This is a genomic window from Novosphingobium sp. P6W (genome assembly GCF_000876675.2).
Classification (GTDB): domain Bacteria; phylum Pseudomonadota; class Alphaproteobacteria; order Sphingomonadales; family Sphingomonadaceae; genus Novosphingobium.
Genome location: NZ_CP030352.1, coordinates 538,518 through 553,280 on the forward strand (window position 1 = coordinate 538,518; position 14,763 = coordinate 553,280).

11 protein-coding genes are annotated in these 14,763 nt (G+C 64.7%); 9 read left to right on the forward strand and 2 right to left on the reverse strand.

Annotation, left to right across the window (positions count from 1 at the left end; genetic code table 11):
• Positions 1-94: 94 nt before the first annotated feature.
• The 5 genes from TQ38_RS02680 to TQ38_RS02700 all read left to right on the forward strand — a co-directional run bounded on the left by TQ38_RS02680 (position 95) and on the right by TQ38_RS02700 (position 4,551).
• Positions 95-1,234, forward strand: a complete 1,140-nt coding sequence (locus tag TQ38_RS02680; RefSeq protein WP_052505950.1) for a sulfotransferase — start codon at positions 95-97, stop codon at positions 1,232-1,234.
• A gap of 24 nt (positions 1,235-1,258) precedes the next feature.
• Positions 1,259-2,332 (forward strand): hypothetical protein, encoded by a 1,074-nt coding sequence (locus TQ38_RS02685; RefSeq protein WP_043979208.1) that lies wholly within the window; start codon positions 1,259-1,261, stop codon positions 2,330-2,332.
• Between the two features lie 219 nt (positions 2,333-2,551).
• A complete protein-coding gene (locus TQ38_RS02690) occupies positions 2,552-3,784 on the forward strand; it encodes an NAD(P)/FAD-dependent oxidoreductase (RefSeq protein ID WP_043979209.1) in 1,233 nt (410 codons plus the stop codon).
• Positions 3,781-4,200 (forward strand): thiol-disulfide oxidoreductase DCC family protein, encoded by a 420-nt coding sequence (locus TQ38_RS02695; protein ID WP_043979211.1) that lies wholly within the window; start codon positions 3,781-3,783, stop codon positions 4,198-4,200. The genes TQ38_RS02690 and TQ38_RS02695 overlap by 4 nt, the downstream gene beginning before the upstream one ends.
• A 6-nt stretch (positions 4,201-4,206) precedes the next feature.
• Positions 4,207-4,551 (forward strand): hypothetical protein, encoded by a 345-nt coding sequence (locus TQ38_RS02700; RefSeq protein WP_205316065.1) that lies wholly within the window; start codon positions 4,207-4,209, stop codon positions 4,549-4,551.
• Here the strand turns inward: TQ38_RS02700 and TQ38_RS02705 are convergent.
• Complete coding sequence (locus tag TQ38_RS02705; RefSeq protein WP_043979238.1) at positions 4,535-5,593, reverse strand: TIGR03032 family protein; 1,059 nt, start codon at positions 5,591-5,593, stop codon at positions 4,535-4,537. The genes TQ38_RS02700 and TQ38_RS02705 overlap by 17 nt on opposite strands.
• A 56-nt stretch (positions 5,594-5,649) precedes the next feature.
• Positions 5,650-9,990, reverse strand: coding sequence for an autotransporter outer membrane beta-barrel domain-containing protein (locus tag TQ38_RS02710; protein ID WP_043979216.1), 4,341 nt, complete (start codon positions 9,988-9,990; stop codon positions 5,650-5,652).
• A 260-nt stretch (positions 9,991-10,250) separates the two neighbouring features.
• On the opposite strand from TQ38_RS02710, the gene TQ38_RS02715 reads away from it, so the two are divergent.
• The 4 genes from TQ38_RS02715 to TQ38_RS02730 all read left to right on the forward strand — a co-directional run bounded on the left by TQ38_RS02715 (position 10,251) and on the right by TQ38_RS02730 (position 14,761).
• Complete coding sequence (locus TQ38_RS02715; protein WP_043979218.1) at positions 10,251-10,811, forward strand: RNA polymerase sigma factor; 561 nt, start codon at positions 10,251-10,253, stop codon at positions 10,809-10,811.
• A 28-nt stretch (positions 10,812-10,839) separates the two neighbouring features.
• Entirely contained in the window at positions 10,840-11,532 is a 693-nt protein-coding gene (locus TQ38_RS02720) for an anti-sigma factor domain-containing protein (RefSeq protein WP_162792197.1), read from the forward strand.
• A 415-nt stretch (positions 11,533-11,947) separates the two neighbouring features.
• Positions 11,948-13,125 (forward strand): IS3 family transposase gene (locus TQ38_RS02725; RefSeq protein WP_113941878.1). Its coding sequence is split into 2 segments (ribosomal slippage): positions 11,948-12,212 and positions 12,212-13,125, totalling 1,179 coding nucleotides; the frame shifts between segments, so codons are not numbered across the junction.
• Positions 13,126-13,276: 151 nt separating this feature from the next.
• Positions 13,277-14,761: a filamentous haemagglutinin family protein gene (locus TQ38_RS02730; protein ID WP_162792198.1), complete on the forward strand. Its 1,485-nt coding sequence runs from the start codon at positions 13,277-13,279 to the stop codon at positions 14,759-14,761.
• The last annotated feature ends 2 nt before the right edge of the window (positions 14,762-14,763 follow it).

Genomic DNA, 14,763 nt, shown 5'->3' on the forward strand with positions numbered 1-14,763 from the left:
GAAAGCATTCTTATGTCCTCAATTCAGTCCTCGGCCGCGTTGCCGCCCGTCCAACCGCGTGGATAGTCGCTGCAAAGAGCAAGGAGGTGGAGGGATGGAAAGTGCCAGCGCGCTGATGGAACGGGCCTGCCTGCAGACGGAGCTAGCCGCTTTCGGCGACGACAGTTTCCGGGAAGGGCTGGAAGTCCTGGTCAAGGCACTCTCGGCGCAAGCCGGGCTCAACGCGGTCGGGACGGCTTCGATGGAAATGCAGATCGTCGACATGCTGTCGCAGCGGCTGCAGGTCGAGGACTGGTATCGTCGGCATCCCGAGATCGACGAGCAGGAAATCGTGGCCCCGCTGATCTGCCTCGGGTTGCCGCGAACCGGATCGACGGCGCTGGCCTGCCTGCTGGGCGAGGATCCCGAGGTACGCTCCTTGCGCAACTGGGAGTGCATGGCCCCGTGCCCGCCGCCAGATGCCGCCACGCTCGGCAACGACCCCCGTCTGGCGCGCGCGCAGGAGACCATGGAGCGCCGCGCACGACTGTTTCCGCGCATGACCGCCATGCTCCCCAGCACCGCGACCTCGCCGACCGAAGACCAGCTTTTGATGGGGCACGACTTCAAGTCGCAGCTGTTCCAGGCCTTCGCCCACGTTCCCGACTATGTCGAATGGCTCAACCACGAGGCTGACCTCGTTCCCACATACCGCTATGTGAAGCGGGTGCTGAAGCTGCTGCAATGGCGTTGTCCGCCCAATCGCTGGCGCCTCAAGAACCCGTCGCACACGCTGTTCATCGACGCCCTAGACGAGGTCTTCCCTGACGCGCGCTTCGTCATGACGCATCGCGAGATCGTCAGCGTGCTGCCGTCGGTCGCCGACCTCTATCTCGAATTGCACAAGGCCTACGCCGATGAAGTCGACCTTGTGGCCATCGGGCGGCAGACCGCCGACTTCTGCGAACTGGGCATGCGGCGTATGATCGCCTTTCGCGAAGCCGGCAACGGTGGCAGGTTCTTCGACATCCAGTTCGCTCCGTTCCAGTTGGATCCCTTCCCGATCATCGAAGACCTCTACGCCTTCGCGGGCGAGACGCTGGGGGCCGAGGCCAGGGCGCGCATGGAGGCCTGGCGATGCAACACACCGCGCGATGCCGGCTATCAACGAACCGACATGGCCGAATTCGGCTTCGAGGCAGGTGCCTTGCGGGAACGCTTCCAGTTTTACTCCGAACGCTTCGGTATCACGTGACATGCGCAAGGAAGAGGTGATGCAATGACCAACCCGTCCGACATGACCGGCGGCCTGCCGCCCGAACTCGATTACATGTTCCCGGGCCGGCCACAGGACCCGGAAATGCGCGAGAGCACTTCGTTCTGGCTGTTCGAGGAAAACGGCGCCTTCGCGTTTCCGCGCAACGGCATCGAGGCACAGGGGGCGGTCTGGGATCGCCATCGCTATGATTGCAATTTCGCGTTTCCCGATGGCCGCGTCCTGCGTGAAAGCACGCGCGCAGACACGATCCCCTCGATCGGCGGCAACGGCCGCGCCGACGTGCTTGGCGTCGGCCCCCTGAGCTTCACCTGCATCGAGCCGTTTCGAAAATGGCGGGTCGCTTACGAGGGCGAGGTCTACGCGGGCAGTGTCGGGCAGCAGATCGACCGCAGTTTCGGCATCTACGCCGATGGCGGGCCCTACGACCATCCGCGTATCCCGGTCGCCTACGAGGTTGAACTGACGATGGCCGCGCCCGCCTGGGTGCAGGACTACCGCCAGGAAATGCTCGAGGGCATGACTGAGCAACAGCGCACCGATGCCGGACTAATGGGGTACGGCTATCGTATCGAGCAGTTGTTCCGGGGCTCGGGCTCGTTGAGGATTGACGGAACGACGCGGGAATTCACATCGGTCGGTTCGCGCATCCACCGCCAGAGCGTGCGTCCGCTTGCTGCCTTTCGGGGGCATTGCTGGCAGTCCTGCCTGTTTCCCGACGGCCGGGCCTTCGGCTACATCGCCTACCCGCTCCGGGAAGGCGAGACCGAGGCCGATCGCTACAACATCGGCTACATCGTGCAGGATGGCCGGATGTACCCCGCCAAGGCGCGCAACATTCCGTTCCTGCGCACCATCAAGCCACGCGGCGACGACGTCTCGCTGGAACTCGAGAGCGAAGTGGGGATCACCCGGATCGCCGGGACCACCGAACTCAGTACCTTCCATCTCGGCAATGCCGGCATGAATGGGTTCCATAATCAGCAGGGCGGGGTCCGCTACGCTCTCGACGGCATGGAAGCATTCGGCATGATCGAGCGATCTTCGCCCGCGGAACTCTGCACCATCGCAAGCTGACCACTGCTTCCCGTCAACCTCCGGCAGTGGAAGAGGTGAGTTCCTATCGGCATCTCAACAAACGCACCTGACCGGGTATGTCGTCACCGGCGACACGCGAGATATGCTTCGGCGGCACGCGGCTTACGCTGCTGGCGCAGACCGTGCTGCGCATCGACCCGATCGCCTATTTACGCCCTCCCTATTGGACCGATCCGCGTCCTGGGCTAGGCAGCGGGAATGCGGGGGCTGAACATCGCGATTGCCGGCTGTGGGCCGTGCGGGTTGGCGGCTGCGCTGCTGCTTCACCGTGCAGGGCATCACGTTACCCTGTTCGAGCGGTTCGAGGCGCCCCAGCCTATCGGTTCCGGACTGATGATCCAGCCCACGGGGATGGCGGTCCTCGCCAGGCTCGGCTTGCTAGATGCGGTCCTGGCACGCGGTGCGCGCGTTGATCGGTTGTTCGGGATGGCGGGCAAGCGGGTCGTGCTCGACGTGCATTACGCTGCGTTGCGCCGTCCGGACACCTTCGGCATCGGAATACACCGCGCCAGCCTGTTCGCGGTCCTGCATGAGGCCGTCCTGCGGTCAGGCATTCCCCTCAACTCCGGACGCACGTTGGCCGGTAGTGCGCTGCTGGGCAGCAAACGCGCGTTGCGCTTTGCCGATGGGCAGACGAGCGCCCCCTACGATCTCGTGGTGGACGCGCTGGGCACGCGCACGCCGCTGGCTGCGCCGACTGGCCGGGAACTGGCTTATGGAGCGCTATGGGCCAGCCTCGACTGGCCTGAGGGTGCCGGTTTCGATCCCCACGCCCTTGCCCAGCGCTACGACCGGGCGAGCATCATGGCGGGCGTGCTGCCCATCGGAACACCACCGGGCGCGACTGTGCCCAAGGCCGCTTTCTTCTGGTCGCTCCGCGCGGATCGGCTGGACGATTGGCGCGAGGCCGGGCTGGCGGCGTGGAAGGCCAAGGTCGCCGCGCTCTGGCCCGATTGCGCGGCGCTGCTGGGCCAGATCACAGATCCGGGCCAGCTGACTTTCGCGCGATACGCGCATCGCACCTTGTCCTCGCCGGCCGAACCGGCGCTGGTCCATATCGGCGATGCGTGGCATTCCGCCAGTCCGCAGCTGGGGCAAGGGGCCAACATGGCGCTGCTTGACGCCTGGGCGCTGGCCCGCGGACTAGACCAAGCGGAGAGCGTCGACGAAGGGGTTCGGCACGGCATCCGGCTGCGCCGCCGCCACGTTCTGACGTATCAATGGCTCACCGCGCTGTTCACCCCCGTCTATCAATCCGACAGCCGCCTGCTGCCGCTGATCCGCGACCGGCTGGTCGGCCCGCTGTCGAAGCTGTGGCCGGCCACCGCCATACAAGCGTCGATGGTGAGTGGGCTGGTGGGCAACCCGCTGCGGCCACTGGGCCTGGAGGACGATCTTCAGATGGCTAGGCCCGCCGTGGAAGCGGCATGACCGTCGCTTCTGTCAGCGGCGGCGCCAGCCCGGTCATCGTGTTCGACGCGATGTGCGTGCTCTGCTCCGCCAACGCCGCCTTCGTGCTGCGGCACGACCGGGCCGGACGATTCCGGCTGGCGTCGATGCAGGGCGAGGCGGGAGCCGCGCTCTATCGCCGGTTCGGGATCGACCCTGCCAATCCGGAAACGATGATCGTGGTGGACGGCGACAGGGCCTTGCGGGACAGCGATGCGGTGCTGGCCATATGGGCGGGGCTCGATCGTCCGTGGAATGCGCTGGCCGTGCTGCGGATCGTGCCGCGCTGGGCGCGCGATCCGGTCTATCGCTGGGTGGCGCGGCATCGCTACCGGTTGTTCGGACGCAGGTCCGCTTGCTGGATACCGACGCCGGAACAGGCCCGCTGCATCCTGTGACCCGTGGTGGTGGATGCGTCAGGCCCGTTCCAGGCGATGGACCACGCCATTCCCAGAGCCTGCATCGCCGCCGGGGTTCATTATATCGACATCGCCAACAGCCGCGAATTCGTATGCGGCATCGAGGCGCTGGAGGCTGCGGCGAAAGACGCCGGTGTCGTCCTCCTCTCCGGCGCATCCAGCGTGCCGGCCCTGTCGGGCGCGGCCGTGCGGCACCTCGCCGGGCGCATGGACAAGGTCCGCGCGTTCTGCCCGGCGATCTATCGCGTCGGCCTAGAGTATGCTTCGTCTCTGACGACCGCTCAGCCGCGCTTGCATCCACTACGCTACCGCGTCATGCGCGAAACGTGATCGTATCCATCAGTTCGGGCGACCCCACTCCCAGCGACATCGGGCGTCGTATGCCGGGCAGGGCCACGACGTCGAACAGTTCGGTGATGTCTCCTTCGAGCCGCAGCCATTCGACGATCGCCCCGCTCGACAGGTTCACGATGGCAACTCCGCACCACGCCTCGCAGCCGCGCTGATCGAGGGCCTGTTCCAAAGGCAGCCCGGCGAAGGTTCCGTTTCGCGGTTTGGACAGCGTTATCAGCGCATGGTCACCGTGGATCGCCAGCCCGCGCATGAAGCCGGTTAGAAACGCGATTTCGCGCCGTGCTGCGGTGGCCGGATCGATCTCTACAAGCAGGCCGTGCCCGGAATCGAGGAGTAGCACCTTATCGCCGACGACGCGCGGCGAATGTGGCATCGAAAAACCCTCCGCGACTACGGTATCGGTGCGAACGTCGATAAGCACGCCGCCGTCGGATCGGTGCTGTCGCCAACCGCCCGGCGTGTCGCAGCGCGCCACGGAAGTGACGTAGGCCGGCGCTCCATCCGCGATCGCCAGACCGTTGAGGTGGCAGCGATCTCCGGGGGCCAGCGCCGTAACGAAAGGAGGCTTCCATACCGATCGAAAGCTGTGTGTGAGGTCAAGTGTCGCAAGGCACGAAAAGCTGGTGTTTACGAACACCACCCGGCCATCGCGATCGACGCCCAGTTCGTGTACGTCGAGATCGCCGGTGGTCTGGGCGTTGCGCGGCACGAAGACCGCATCGAACGAGCCGTTGCCGACTTCTCCCGGCTGCAACATGTTTTCAAGCCGCCAGATCTGGAACTTGCTGGCAAGATAAAGCCGCCCGCCCTGGGCGGACAGCCCCATCGCCTGCGCATAGTTCTGCTGGTTGAGCGAGATGCTCCCGTCCGGCATCACGCCGATCAGGAAAAGTTGGCCGGTCTGGTAGGAGGTGAAGGCGAACGACGCCGCGTTCGCCAGCAACCATCCCGGCAATCCCGGCGAAACCGAGGTCCGCACCGTGGGCACGATCGTTTCGTCGGGATTGGGTAGGGTCATGTCAGACATCCGTGCGGAGGCATTGCGCAAGCCTTATGCGCAATGCCCCCGGGAGATCAAAAGCGAATACGCAGGCCGGCGCGGCCGCCAGCGCCTTCGATGTCGGAGCGCCGGGCGGCATTGTTGTCGAAGGAGCGGGTGTACTGTCCTTCGATGAAGCCGCTGACGCCGCCAGGCTGGCCGATTTCGATGCCCAGCTTGGCTTCGCCATAGTCGCCCACGCGGTTGTTGAGATACGACAGGGTCTGGCCGCCGCTGGCGAACGTCACCCGGTCACGTCCCTTGAACTCATGGACGTAGTTGGCTCCGGCATAGATCGACGACTTCGAGCCGAACATGTCAAACTGGGTGCCGATGCGGGCCCCAGCCCGGCCACGCAGGCCTGCCTGGTCGTCGAAGTCGACCGACGTGCCCTGTGAGGCGAAGTCGTCGAACTTCGTCTTCACGTAGGACAGGCTGACCGCCGGCTCCGCGAAGAAAGTGTCGCTGCCGAAGCGCAGGCCGGCTTCCACGCGCCCGCCGTAGGCATCGCCGTTCAGGCTGGTGTCGAAGCCGCCGCCGGTGCTCTTCGCCTTGGCCCAGTAGTAGTCGTACTTGGCAAGCCCGTTCACGAACACGTTGCCCGAGGTGAAGCTGCCGTACACGCCCACGTTGACCACGTCGAAGCGGATGCGGTCGGCGGACCGGTCGAAGTTCAATGAGGACGACAGGTAACCGCCGGTCACGCCGAAGGCAAAGCCGCCGCGCTCGCCGCTGCCGCCGCCGAAGTCGATGCCCAGCTGGCCACCGAAGTAGTCCTGCTGGTAGCCGGTGTTGACCGAGCGGGTCGCGCCGAAGGCGGTGAAATCGCCGCCGTTGTCGCGGTTCTCGACCGAGCCGTACATCTGGCCCCAGACCTTGCCGCTGGTTCCAGCTTCACCTTCGGCCCACAGCTGGTCCCGGCGTGCCTGCAACTGGCTGCTGACGGCATCGGCCGACTTGAGCCAGACGCTGCGCACGCCTTCGACGTAGTTGAGGGTGCGATAGGCCGCATCGCTGGGCCCGCCGACCAGGCTGTAGGAGAAGTTGGTCGGGTTGTAGACGACCTGGTAGCGCACCAGGCCGGCGTCCATCGCACCGTCCGCGCCGCCCAGAGTGAAGGCATTGGCCGATGATGCCGCGCCTGCCTGCACCAGCACCGTGCCGGGGTTGAACAGGCTTTGCGAGCCGGTGTTGCGCAGCAGGATGGTGGTGCTGCCGGTGGCCGCATTGCCCAGGATCAGGCGATCCGAAGCCGCCGTCCCCAGATTGGCATCCAGGCCGAGCTGCGATGCTCCCGATCCGGCGAACGAGCCCGGGATCGTCACCCGGTCACCCACCACGCCGTCGCGCAGCTCGATTAGACCGGAGTTGTTGAACTGCTCCAGCCCCGTGAAAGTGACCGCCGCAGGGGTGGTACGGCCGCTGGCAAGGGCCACCGTGCCGCGGTTGTTAAACACGTCGGCGCCCGCACCGAAGTTCGGGTTTTCGACAAGGACGAACCGGCCGGCGTTGTTGACCGTGTCGTTGCCGGCCGTCAGCTGGATATCGCTGTTCAGGGTGCCGGTGTTGTTGATGGTTGCCGGGCCGCCCAGAACCTCGATCGCATAACCGTTCTGGGCCGAACCCAGCACACCGGCATTGTTGATCGTGGTGCCGTTTACCGAACTGGCGGTGATCAGATTGCCATTGGCCGCGGTGATCCGTCCAGTGCTCGCAATATCGACCCGCGCCAGGTTGCCGGCATCGACGAAGACCGCATCGGCGCCGGTTCCGGTGGTGGAAACAAGCCCGGTAACACGCGCCGTCGCATTGTTGGTAGCCGTGACGCTGAGCGCGCGTGAGGTGGCCCCCGTCGAGGTGACGTTGTTGACGTTGGCACTGGCGTTACCGGCGGTGGCGATGACGGTGATGGCATCGGCGGGGCCGCTGTAGAGGGCCTGGCCTGCCATCATGGCGGTACCGGTGACGGTCACGCTGGCGTTGGCGCCCTCGGCATAGATCGCGCTGCGACTGGTCGCGGTGTCGGCGGGGTCTGCGGCGACGGTCGAGACGTTGTTGGCCGAAACGGTCACGTCACCGCCAGAGGCGGCGTAGATCCCGAAGCCGCCGCGTCCGGTGGAAGCGACGTTGCCGGTGGTGGTCACGTTGACCGTGCCGGTGTCGGAGTAGCCGTAGATCGCCGAGGACACCTGGCCGGTCGCAGTGACCGAACCGCCGTTGACGGTGACGTTGCCTCCGGTCGAGCCGGCGACCACGCCGGTCGACAAAGTACCGGCGGTCGAGACATCGGTGAAGTTGACGGCGGTGCCGCCCGCGCCCGAGATCGCCTGGATGCCGGCGGCGTTTTCGCCGGTGGTGGCGACCGAGGTGGTGGTCACTGCCGCGCTGCCGCTGCGGGCCGTGGCATAGACGCCCTTCGCGCCGTCGCCGCTGGTGGTGAGGGCTCCGGTGGCGTTGACGGTAACGTTGCCGGCGTCGCTGTTGGCGGCCACGGCAATGGCGTTGCGGCCGGTGGTGGTGACAGGTCCGGTGGTGACCGAGACGTTACCCGCCGCTGCGTTTGCACTGACGCCGCGTGCGCCAATGCCGGCCGTGTTGATCGAGCCGGAGGTGACGGTGACATCGCCGGTTCCGGCCGCCGTTGCGGTGATGCCGGTCGAGTTGGGCAGGAAGAAGAAATCGCTGCCGTCCAGGCCGGTGGTGGTGACGTTGCTGGTGGCGACGGTGACATCGCCATTAAGACCGCCGATGGCACGCACACCGCCCGCAAGCGAACCCGAGGTGGCGACATTGCCGATGGTCACCGAGACGGGACCGCCAAGGCTGGCCACGTCGACCGCATTGGCATTGGCGCCGCTGGTGGTGACCGAGCCGGCACCGGTGACGGTCGCCCCGTCATCGCCGCGGGCATAGAGGCCGTAGCTGTTGTCGCCAGTGGTCGAGACTGCGCCGTTGACGTTGATCAGCGCCATGCCGGTCGCCGCGACGTTCACGGCATCGCTGCCGACACCGGTCGAGGTGACGTTGTTGACGTTGGCGCTGGCGTTACCGTCGGTGGCGATGACGGTGATGGCATCGGCGGGGCCGCTGTAGAGGGCTTGCCCTGCCATCATGGCGGTACCGGTGACGGTCACGCTGGCGTTGGCGCCCTCGGCATAGATCGCGCTGCGGCTAGTCGCGGTGTCGGCGGGGTCTGCGGCGACGGTCGAGACGTTGTTGGCCGAAACGGTCACGTCACCGCCCGAAGCTGCGTAGATGCCGTAGCCGCCGCGTCCGGTGGAGGCGACGTTGCCGGTGGTGGTCACGTTGACCGTGCCGGTGTCGGAGTAGCCGTAGATCGCCGAGGAAACCTGGCCGGTCGCAGTGACCGAACCGCCGTTGACGGTAACGTTGCCCCCGGTCGAGCCGGCGACCACGCCGGTCGACAAAGTACCGGCGGTGGAGACATCGTCGAAATCGACAGTGGTGCCGCCCGCGCCCGAGATCGCCTGGATGCCGGCGGCGTTGAAGCCGGTGGTGGCGACCGAGGTAGTGGTCACTGCCGCGCTGCCGTCGCGGGCCGTGGCATAGACGCCCTTCGCGCCGTCGCCGCTGGTGGTGAGGGCTCCGGTGGCGTTGACGGTGACGTTGCCGGTGTCGCTGTTGGCGGCCACGGCAATGGCGTTGCCGCCGGTGGTGGTGACAGGTCCGGTGGTGACCGAAACGTTACCCGCCGCTGCGTTTGCACTGACGCCGCGTGCGCCAATGCCGGCCGTGTCGATCGAGCCGGAGGTCACGGTGACATCGCCGGTTCCGGCCGCCGTTGCGGTGATGCCGGTCGAGTTGGGCAGGAAGAAGAAGTCGCTGCCGTCCAGGCCGGTGGTGGTGACGTTGCCGGTGGCGACGGTGACATCGCCATTAAGGCCGCCGATGGCACGCACACCGCCTGCGAGTGAACCCGAGGTGGCGACATTGCCGATGGTCACCGAGACGGGACCGCCAAGGCTGGCCACATCGACCGCATTGGCATTGGCGCCGCTGGTGGTGACCGATGCACCGGATCCGGAAACCGCGATCGCGTTGGCGCCTGCGGCGCTCATGACGATACCGGGCGTGTTCGCCGCAGTCGTGGCGATGGCGACGCCGTCATCCAAGGCGACCGTCAGGTCGTTGGGCTGCGCCGCATAGGAAATGCCGTTCGCGTAGGGGTTGCCATCTGCGCTGCAGGTGACCGTCCCGCCTTCAGCCGGTGACACGCCGCATTCGTTCTGGGCGTGGGCGGGCAAGGCGATACCCAGCAGCCCCACTGCCAGCGGTATCAGGCCGCTGCCAAGGCGCAGCCGGGCGTGAACGGAGGCGCACCCGGTCACCGGGCGTTGAACGATCACTGAATTCATGAAGCATCCCCACTGTCTGTAGCTGAATCAACAAACTGGAAGCTGACTACGGAATAGCTACTTCCGATACGCATTCCCGCTCACGCCTGTTTCCGACGCTTGCAGATGTATTACGACGGCGGCGAGCACGCGGATGCATCGGCATGTAAAAAGATATTTATCCGAGGCTTAGGAACTTTTTTCACGACTGAAAGTTCTAAGCCCCGATTGCCCGCACGGGTCGAACCCAAAGAATAACAACAAGGGAGGTGGCGCGTTAGATGACCGGCAAGCGTCACGATATTGGGCTGTCCCAACTCCTGGTGGCGGTAGGCAAAGGTGATCGCGAAGCGCTGCACCGGGTCTATCTTCAGACTGGCGGGAAACTGCTTGCCCTGGCCATGCACGTTACCGGCAACCGCAGCGGTGCCGAAGATGTCCTCCAGGAAGTGTTCATCAAGGTCTGGAACCGGGCGCCGGGGTTCGATCCCGCGCGGGCGGAGGGCATGGCGTGGTTGACCGCGATCACCCGCAACACGGCCATCGACTGGTATCGTGCGCGCCAGCGCCGGACATTGCCGAGTGATGACGGCGCCATTTTTCTGGTGCCTGACGACGCCGAGCTTATAGAGGACCGGATGATCCGGGAAGACCTCGAGGCCAAGGCGGTCGAACTGCTCGGCAATCTCCCCGCGGTCCAGGAAAACGAAATCCGCCAGGCCTTCTTCGAAGGGCTGAGTTATGCCCAGTTAGCCGAATCCATGGGACTGCCGCTCAGCACCGTCAAAAGCCGCATCCGCCGCACCCTGCAACTCCTCAGGGGCAGGATGGACCATGACTGACGGGTCCCTTCCCATCGAAGCCCAACTCATGGCTGCCGAACTGGCACTGGGCTTCCTCGACGGCGCACAAGAGCTATCCGCACTGCAGCGACAGCTCGAAGACAAAGCCTTCGCGGGCGAAGTGAAGCGCTGGCAGCGGCTAGCCGACGGATGGCTCGAAAGCTTGCCTACCGAACCGCTCGACGAGAAGATCTGGGCGCGGATCGACGCATCCCTGGGCGGCACCGTCGCCGATGCCGAACCCGAGGTCTCTGCCGAAACGGTAACCTGGCGTCGCAGAGCCTTGTTCGCGGCGGCTGCAAGCGTCGTCCTGGCATTGGCGCTTGGTCTCTCTCTTGGGCAGCGCCAAAACACAGGCAACGGAGAATTCGCAGAAACTGCCTTCAAGGATAATCACGTCGCTCAGATCACCAGCGCGACCGGCACGCCGCTACTTACGGCGTTATATCGAGATCGCGAGGGCATTCTGGAACTGCGGGTCGAGGAGCTGGCGAAAGGTCAGAAGGCGCTGGAACTTTGGGTCATCGACGCGAAGGGCAAGCCTCATTCGCTCGGCCTCCTCATCGGAACGGATCGGATATCCTTGTCGCCATCGCCCGGTTTGCGCCGTCTTTTGGTCGACGAGGCGACCATGGCGATCACTTTGGAGCCACAGGACAATCAAAACCACGATGCGCCCAGCGGTGACATCATTGGCAGTGCCAAGCTCAAGGCAATCTGACGAGTTTGTCCTCACGCCGACGCCAAGCCGAAACGCAACCAATCTAAATTGGGATGCCAGTCAGTCCAACCTCTGGGCGGCGTCGGCCAATTTGAGCCATTCTCGCAAACAAATAACTCTGCGCGAACCACTCATGCCGACATGATGATCCAGCATTTTGCCGCTGAGCAAAACCGCATGCGACTTTAACAGGTCGGATTTTGCTTTAGCTGAGTACGACCACGTCGCCGGGAAGTTGTGTAAGCTTCAGGCCCAGAAGCTGCTGGAGCTGACCGGGAGCGTTGCCGATCTTGTCGGTGTGAAACATGCCGCTGACAGGGCGGTCGCCGATACCTGCATGCGCGAGAATTATTGATCTGCCCCCCGCTGAGTGGCCCAGAGACTATGATAGTCTGGACCATGAAAGGGGCATTGAATGCCGAGCAAGAAGCACAAGCCGGAAGAGATCATCGGCAAGCTGCGTGAAGTTGAGATTGTGCTAGCGCAGGGAGCCTCGACTGCCGAGGCATGCCGGCGGATCGCGGTCAGCGAGCAGACCTATTATCGGTGGCGCAAGGAATATGGCGGGCTGAAGACCGATCAGGCGCGGCGGATGAAGGATCTGGAGAAGGAGAACCAGCGGCTGCGCCGGGCGATCTCGGACCTGACGCTGGACAAGCTGATCCTGCAGGAGGCTGCACGGGGAAACTTCTGAGCCCCGCGCGGCGGCGGCGCTGCATCGATCAGGTACGACGGGATCTGCCAGTCCGGGTATCCGAGCGACGGATATGCCGGGTGCTGGGTCAGCATCGATCGACGCAGCGCAAGATGCCGCGCGGGGCAGATGACGAACAGGCACTGACCGAGGACATCATTGCATTGGCGAAGCAATATGGTCGTTACGGCTACCGCCGGGTCACGGCGTTGCTGTGCCATGCAGGGTGGACGGTGAACCATAAACGTGTCGAGCGGATATGGCGGCGTGAAGGACTGAAAGTCCCGCAGCGCCAGCCAAAGCGCGGGCGTCTATGGCTCAATGACGGATCGTGCATCCGCCTGCGGCCGGAATATCCGGGACATGTATGGGCCTACGACTTCGTCGAAGGGCGCACGCATGATGGCCGCAAGTTCCGCATCCTGACCATCATCGATGAGGCCAGCCGGGAGTGCCTGGCGCTCGTCGTGGCGCGTCGGCTCAGGCATGAGGATGTTCTGGCGGCCTTAGCCGACCTGTTCATCTCGCGCGGCCCTCCGGCACATATACGGTCCGATAATGGCAGCGAATTTATCGCGACCGCCGTCCAGCAATGGCTGGGGCAGATCGGCGTGAAGACGCTCTACATCACGCCGGGATCACCATGGGAGAATGGCTATAACGAAAGCTTCAACGGGTCGCTTCGCGACGAACTGCTCAACGGCGAGATCTTCTACAGCCTCGCCGAAGCCAAGGTGCTGATCGAAGCTTGGCGGCGGCATTACAACACCGTCCGCCCGCATAGCAGTCTGGGAGACCGACCACCGGCACCGGAAACGGCGACACCGCCATATCCGGCCTCCGGTTCCGCTTCGCTCCACCTCCGTCCGGATATGGCGGCGATGGGCTTAATCCACTAACAAACCAAACGGTCCACTCGGTGGGGGCAGATCAGTTGGCAGCAACCTTGCTTTCCAGCCTGACACGGCCACTGGCACGCTCCTGAACGGGCGCAAGGACCCCGCGCTATTCTACGCCGTGGAAGGTGATATCTATCGCATGGCGTTCGGCATGACGACCTGGGATGGTCTGACGCCGCAATACATCAGCTCAGGTTCGGCGACGATCCGGGCGGGACGCGATATCATCAACTTCGGCACCGTGCCTGCCATCGGTTGCGGCCTTACCGGGCCGGTGGACTGCCGCGGCTCGACACAGATCTTCGGGGGGGCTTTCCGCACGGCGGGTCTGGTCGTCCATAACGATCCGCGCGACATCACCCTGATATCGGCTGGCCGCGACATCATCTATGGCAACATGACCGTGGCAGGCCCGGGCAACCTGATCGTGGAGGCAGGGCGCAACGTCTATCAGGGCGATAGCGGCCGCTTCACCAGCCTCGGTCCGCTATTCAACCTGACGCCGGAAACCCGCAACGGCGGCGCTGGAATCTCCGTTCTGACGGGGGTCGGTGCCGGTGGTCCGAATTATGACGCCTTTGCATCCCTCTACCTCAACCCCGCCAATCGGGCTGATCCGGCGTTCCCGCTGGTCCACCCGAACAACGAGGGCAAAGTCGTCCATACTTACGACGCCGAACTCACCACATGGCTGAGCGATCGGTACGGCTACAAGGCAGAAAGTCCGCAAGCTGCGCTGGCGTATTTCGATGCGCTTTCGCCGATCGAACGCGGCATCTTTGTCCGCCTGGCCTATTATGACGAACTGAAGGCCGGCGGCCGGGAATACAACGAGCCGGAAAGCCCCCGGTTCTCCAGCTACCTGCGCGGGCGCAATGCGATATCGGTGCTGTTCCCGGAAAAGAACGCCAATGGAGAGGCGATCTCCTACACAGGCGATCTCACCATGTTCGGTGGCTCGGGTGTGCGCACGCTGTTTGGCGGAAACGTGGAACTGATGGTGGCGGGCGGCCAGACGCTGATCGGCGTGGGCAGCGTGGTGCCGCCATCCACTGCAGGCGTGCTCAGCCTGGGCTCGGGCGACATCGACATCTTCTCGCTCAACTCCGTCCTGCTGGGCCAGAGCCGCGTGTTCACGACTTTCGGCGGCGACCTGTTCATCTGGTCGGTGCGGGGGGACATCAACGCGGGTCGCGGTTCGAAGAGCACCGCCGTCTACCAGCCGCCGCGCCGGGTCTACGACGTCTACGGCAATGTTACCCTGTCGCCGCCCACGCAGAATACCGGCGCGGGCATCGCAACGCTCAACCCGATCCCGGAGATCCCGCCAGGCGATATCGACCTGATCGCGCCGCTGGGCGTGATCGACGCGGGCGAAGCTGGCATCCGCGTCTCGGGCAACGTTAATCTGGCCGCGCTTCAGGTGCTCAACGCCGCCAATATCCAGGTGCAGGGTGAAGCGCGGGGCATTCCACTCCCGCCGGTCGTCAACACCGCCGCGCTTACCACCGCCTCCAGCGCCACCAGTGCGGTGGTGGCCGAAGTAGCCAAGATGGCGGAACGTGTCCGCCCCAAGCCTGCCGACATTCCCGTCATCGTCAGCGTCAGGCTGCTCGGCTTCGGCACGCAGCCCTGACC

Coding starts and splice junctions, on each gene's coding strand:
- TQ38_RS02680 (WP_052505950.1), top strand. CDS start 95: ATGGAAAGTGCCAGCGCGCTGATGGAACGGGCCTGCCTGCAGACGGAG.
- TQ38_RS02685 (WP_043979208.1), top strand. CDS start 1,259: ATGACCAACCCGTCCGACATGACCGGCGGCCTGCCGCCCGAACTCGAT.
- TQ38_RS02690 (WP_043979209.1), top strand. CDS start 2,552: ATGCGGGGGCTGAACATCGCGATTGCCGGCTGTGGGCCGTGCGGGTTG.
- TQ38_RS02695 (WP_043979211.1), top strand. CDS start 3,781: ATGACCGTCGCTTCTGTCAGCGGCGGCGCCAGCCCGGTCATCGTGTTC.
- TQ38_RS02705 (WP_043979238.1), bottom strand. CDS start 5,593: ATGACCCTACCCAATCCCGACGAAACGATCGTGCCCACGGTGCGGACC.
- TQ38_RS02710 (WP_043979216.1), bottom strand. CDS start 9,990: ATGAATTCAGTGATCGTTCAACGCCCGGTGACCGGGTGCGCCTCCGTT.
- TQ38_RS02715 (WP_043979218.1), top strand. CDS start 10,251: ATGACCGGCAAGCGTCACGATATTGGGCTGTCCCAACTCCTGGTGGCG.
- TQ38_RS02720 (WP_162792197.1), top strand. CDS start 10,840: ATGGCTGCCGAACTGGCACTGGGCTTCCTCGACGGCGCACAAGAGCTA.
- TQ38_RS02730 (WP_162792198.1), top strand. CDS start 13,277: ATGACGACCTGGGATGGTCTGACGCCGCAATACATCAGCTCAGGTTCG.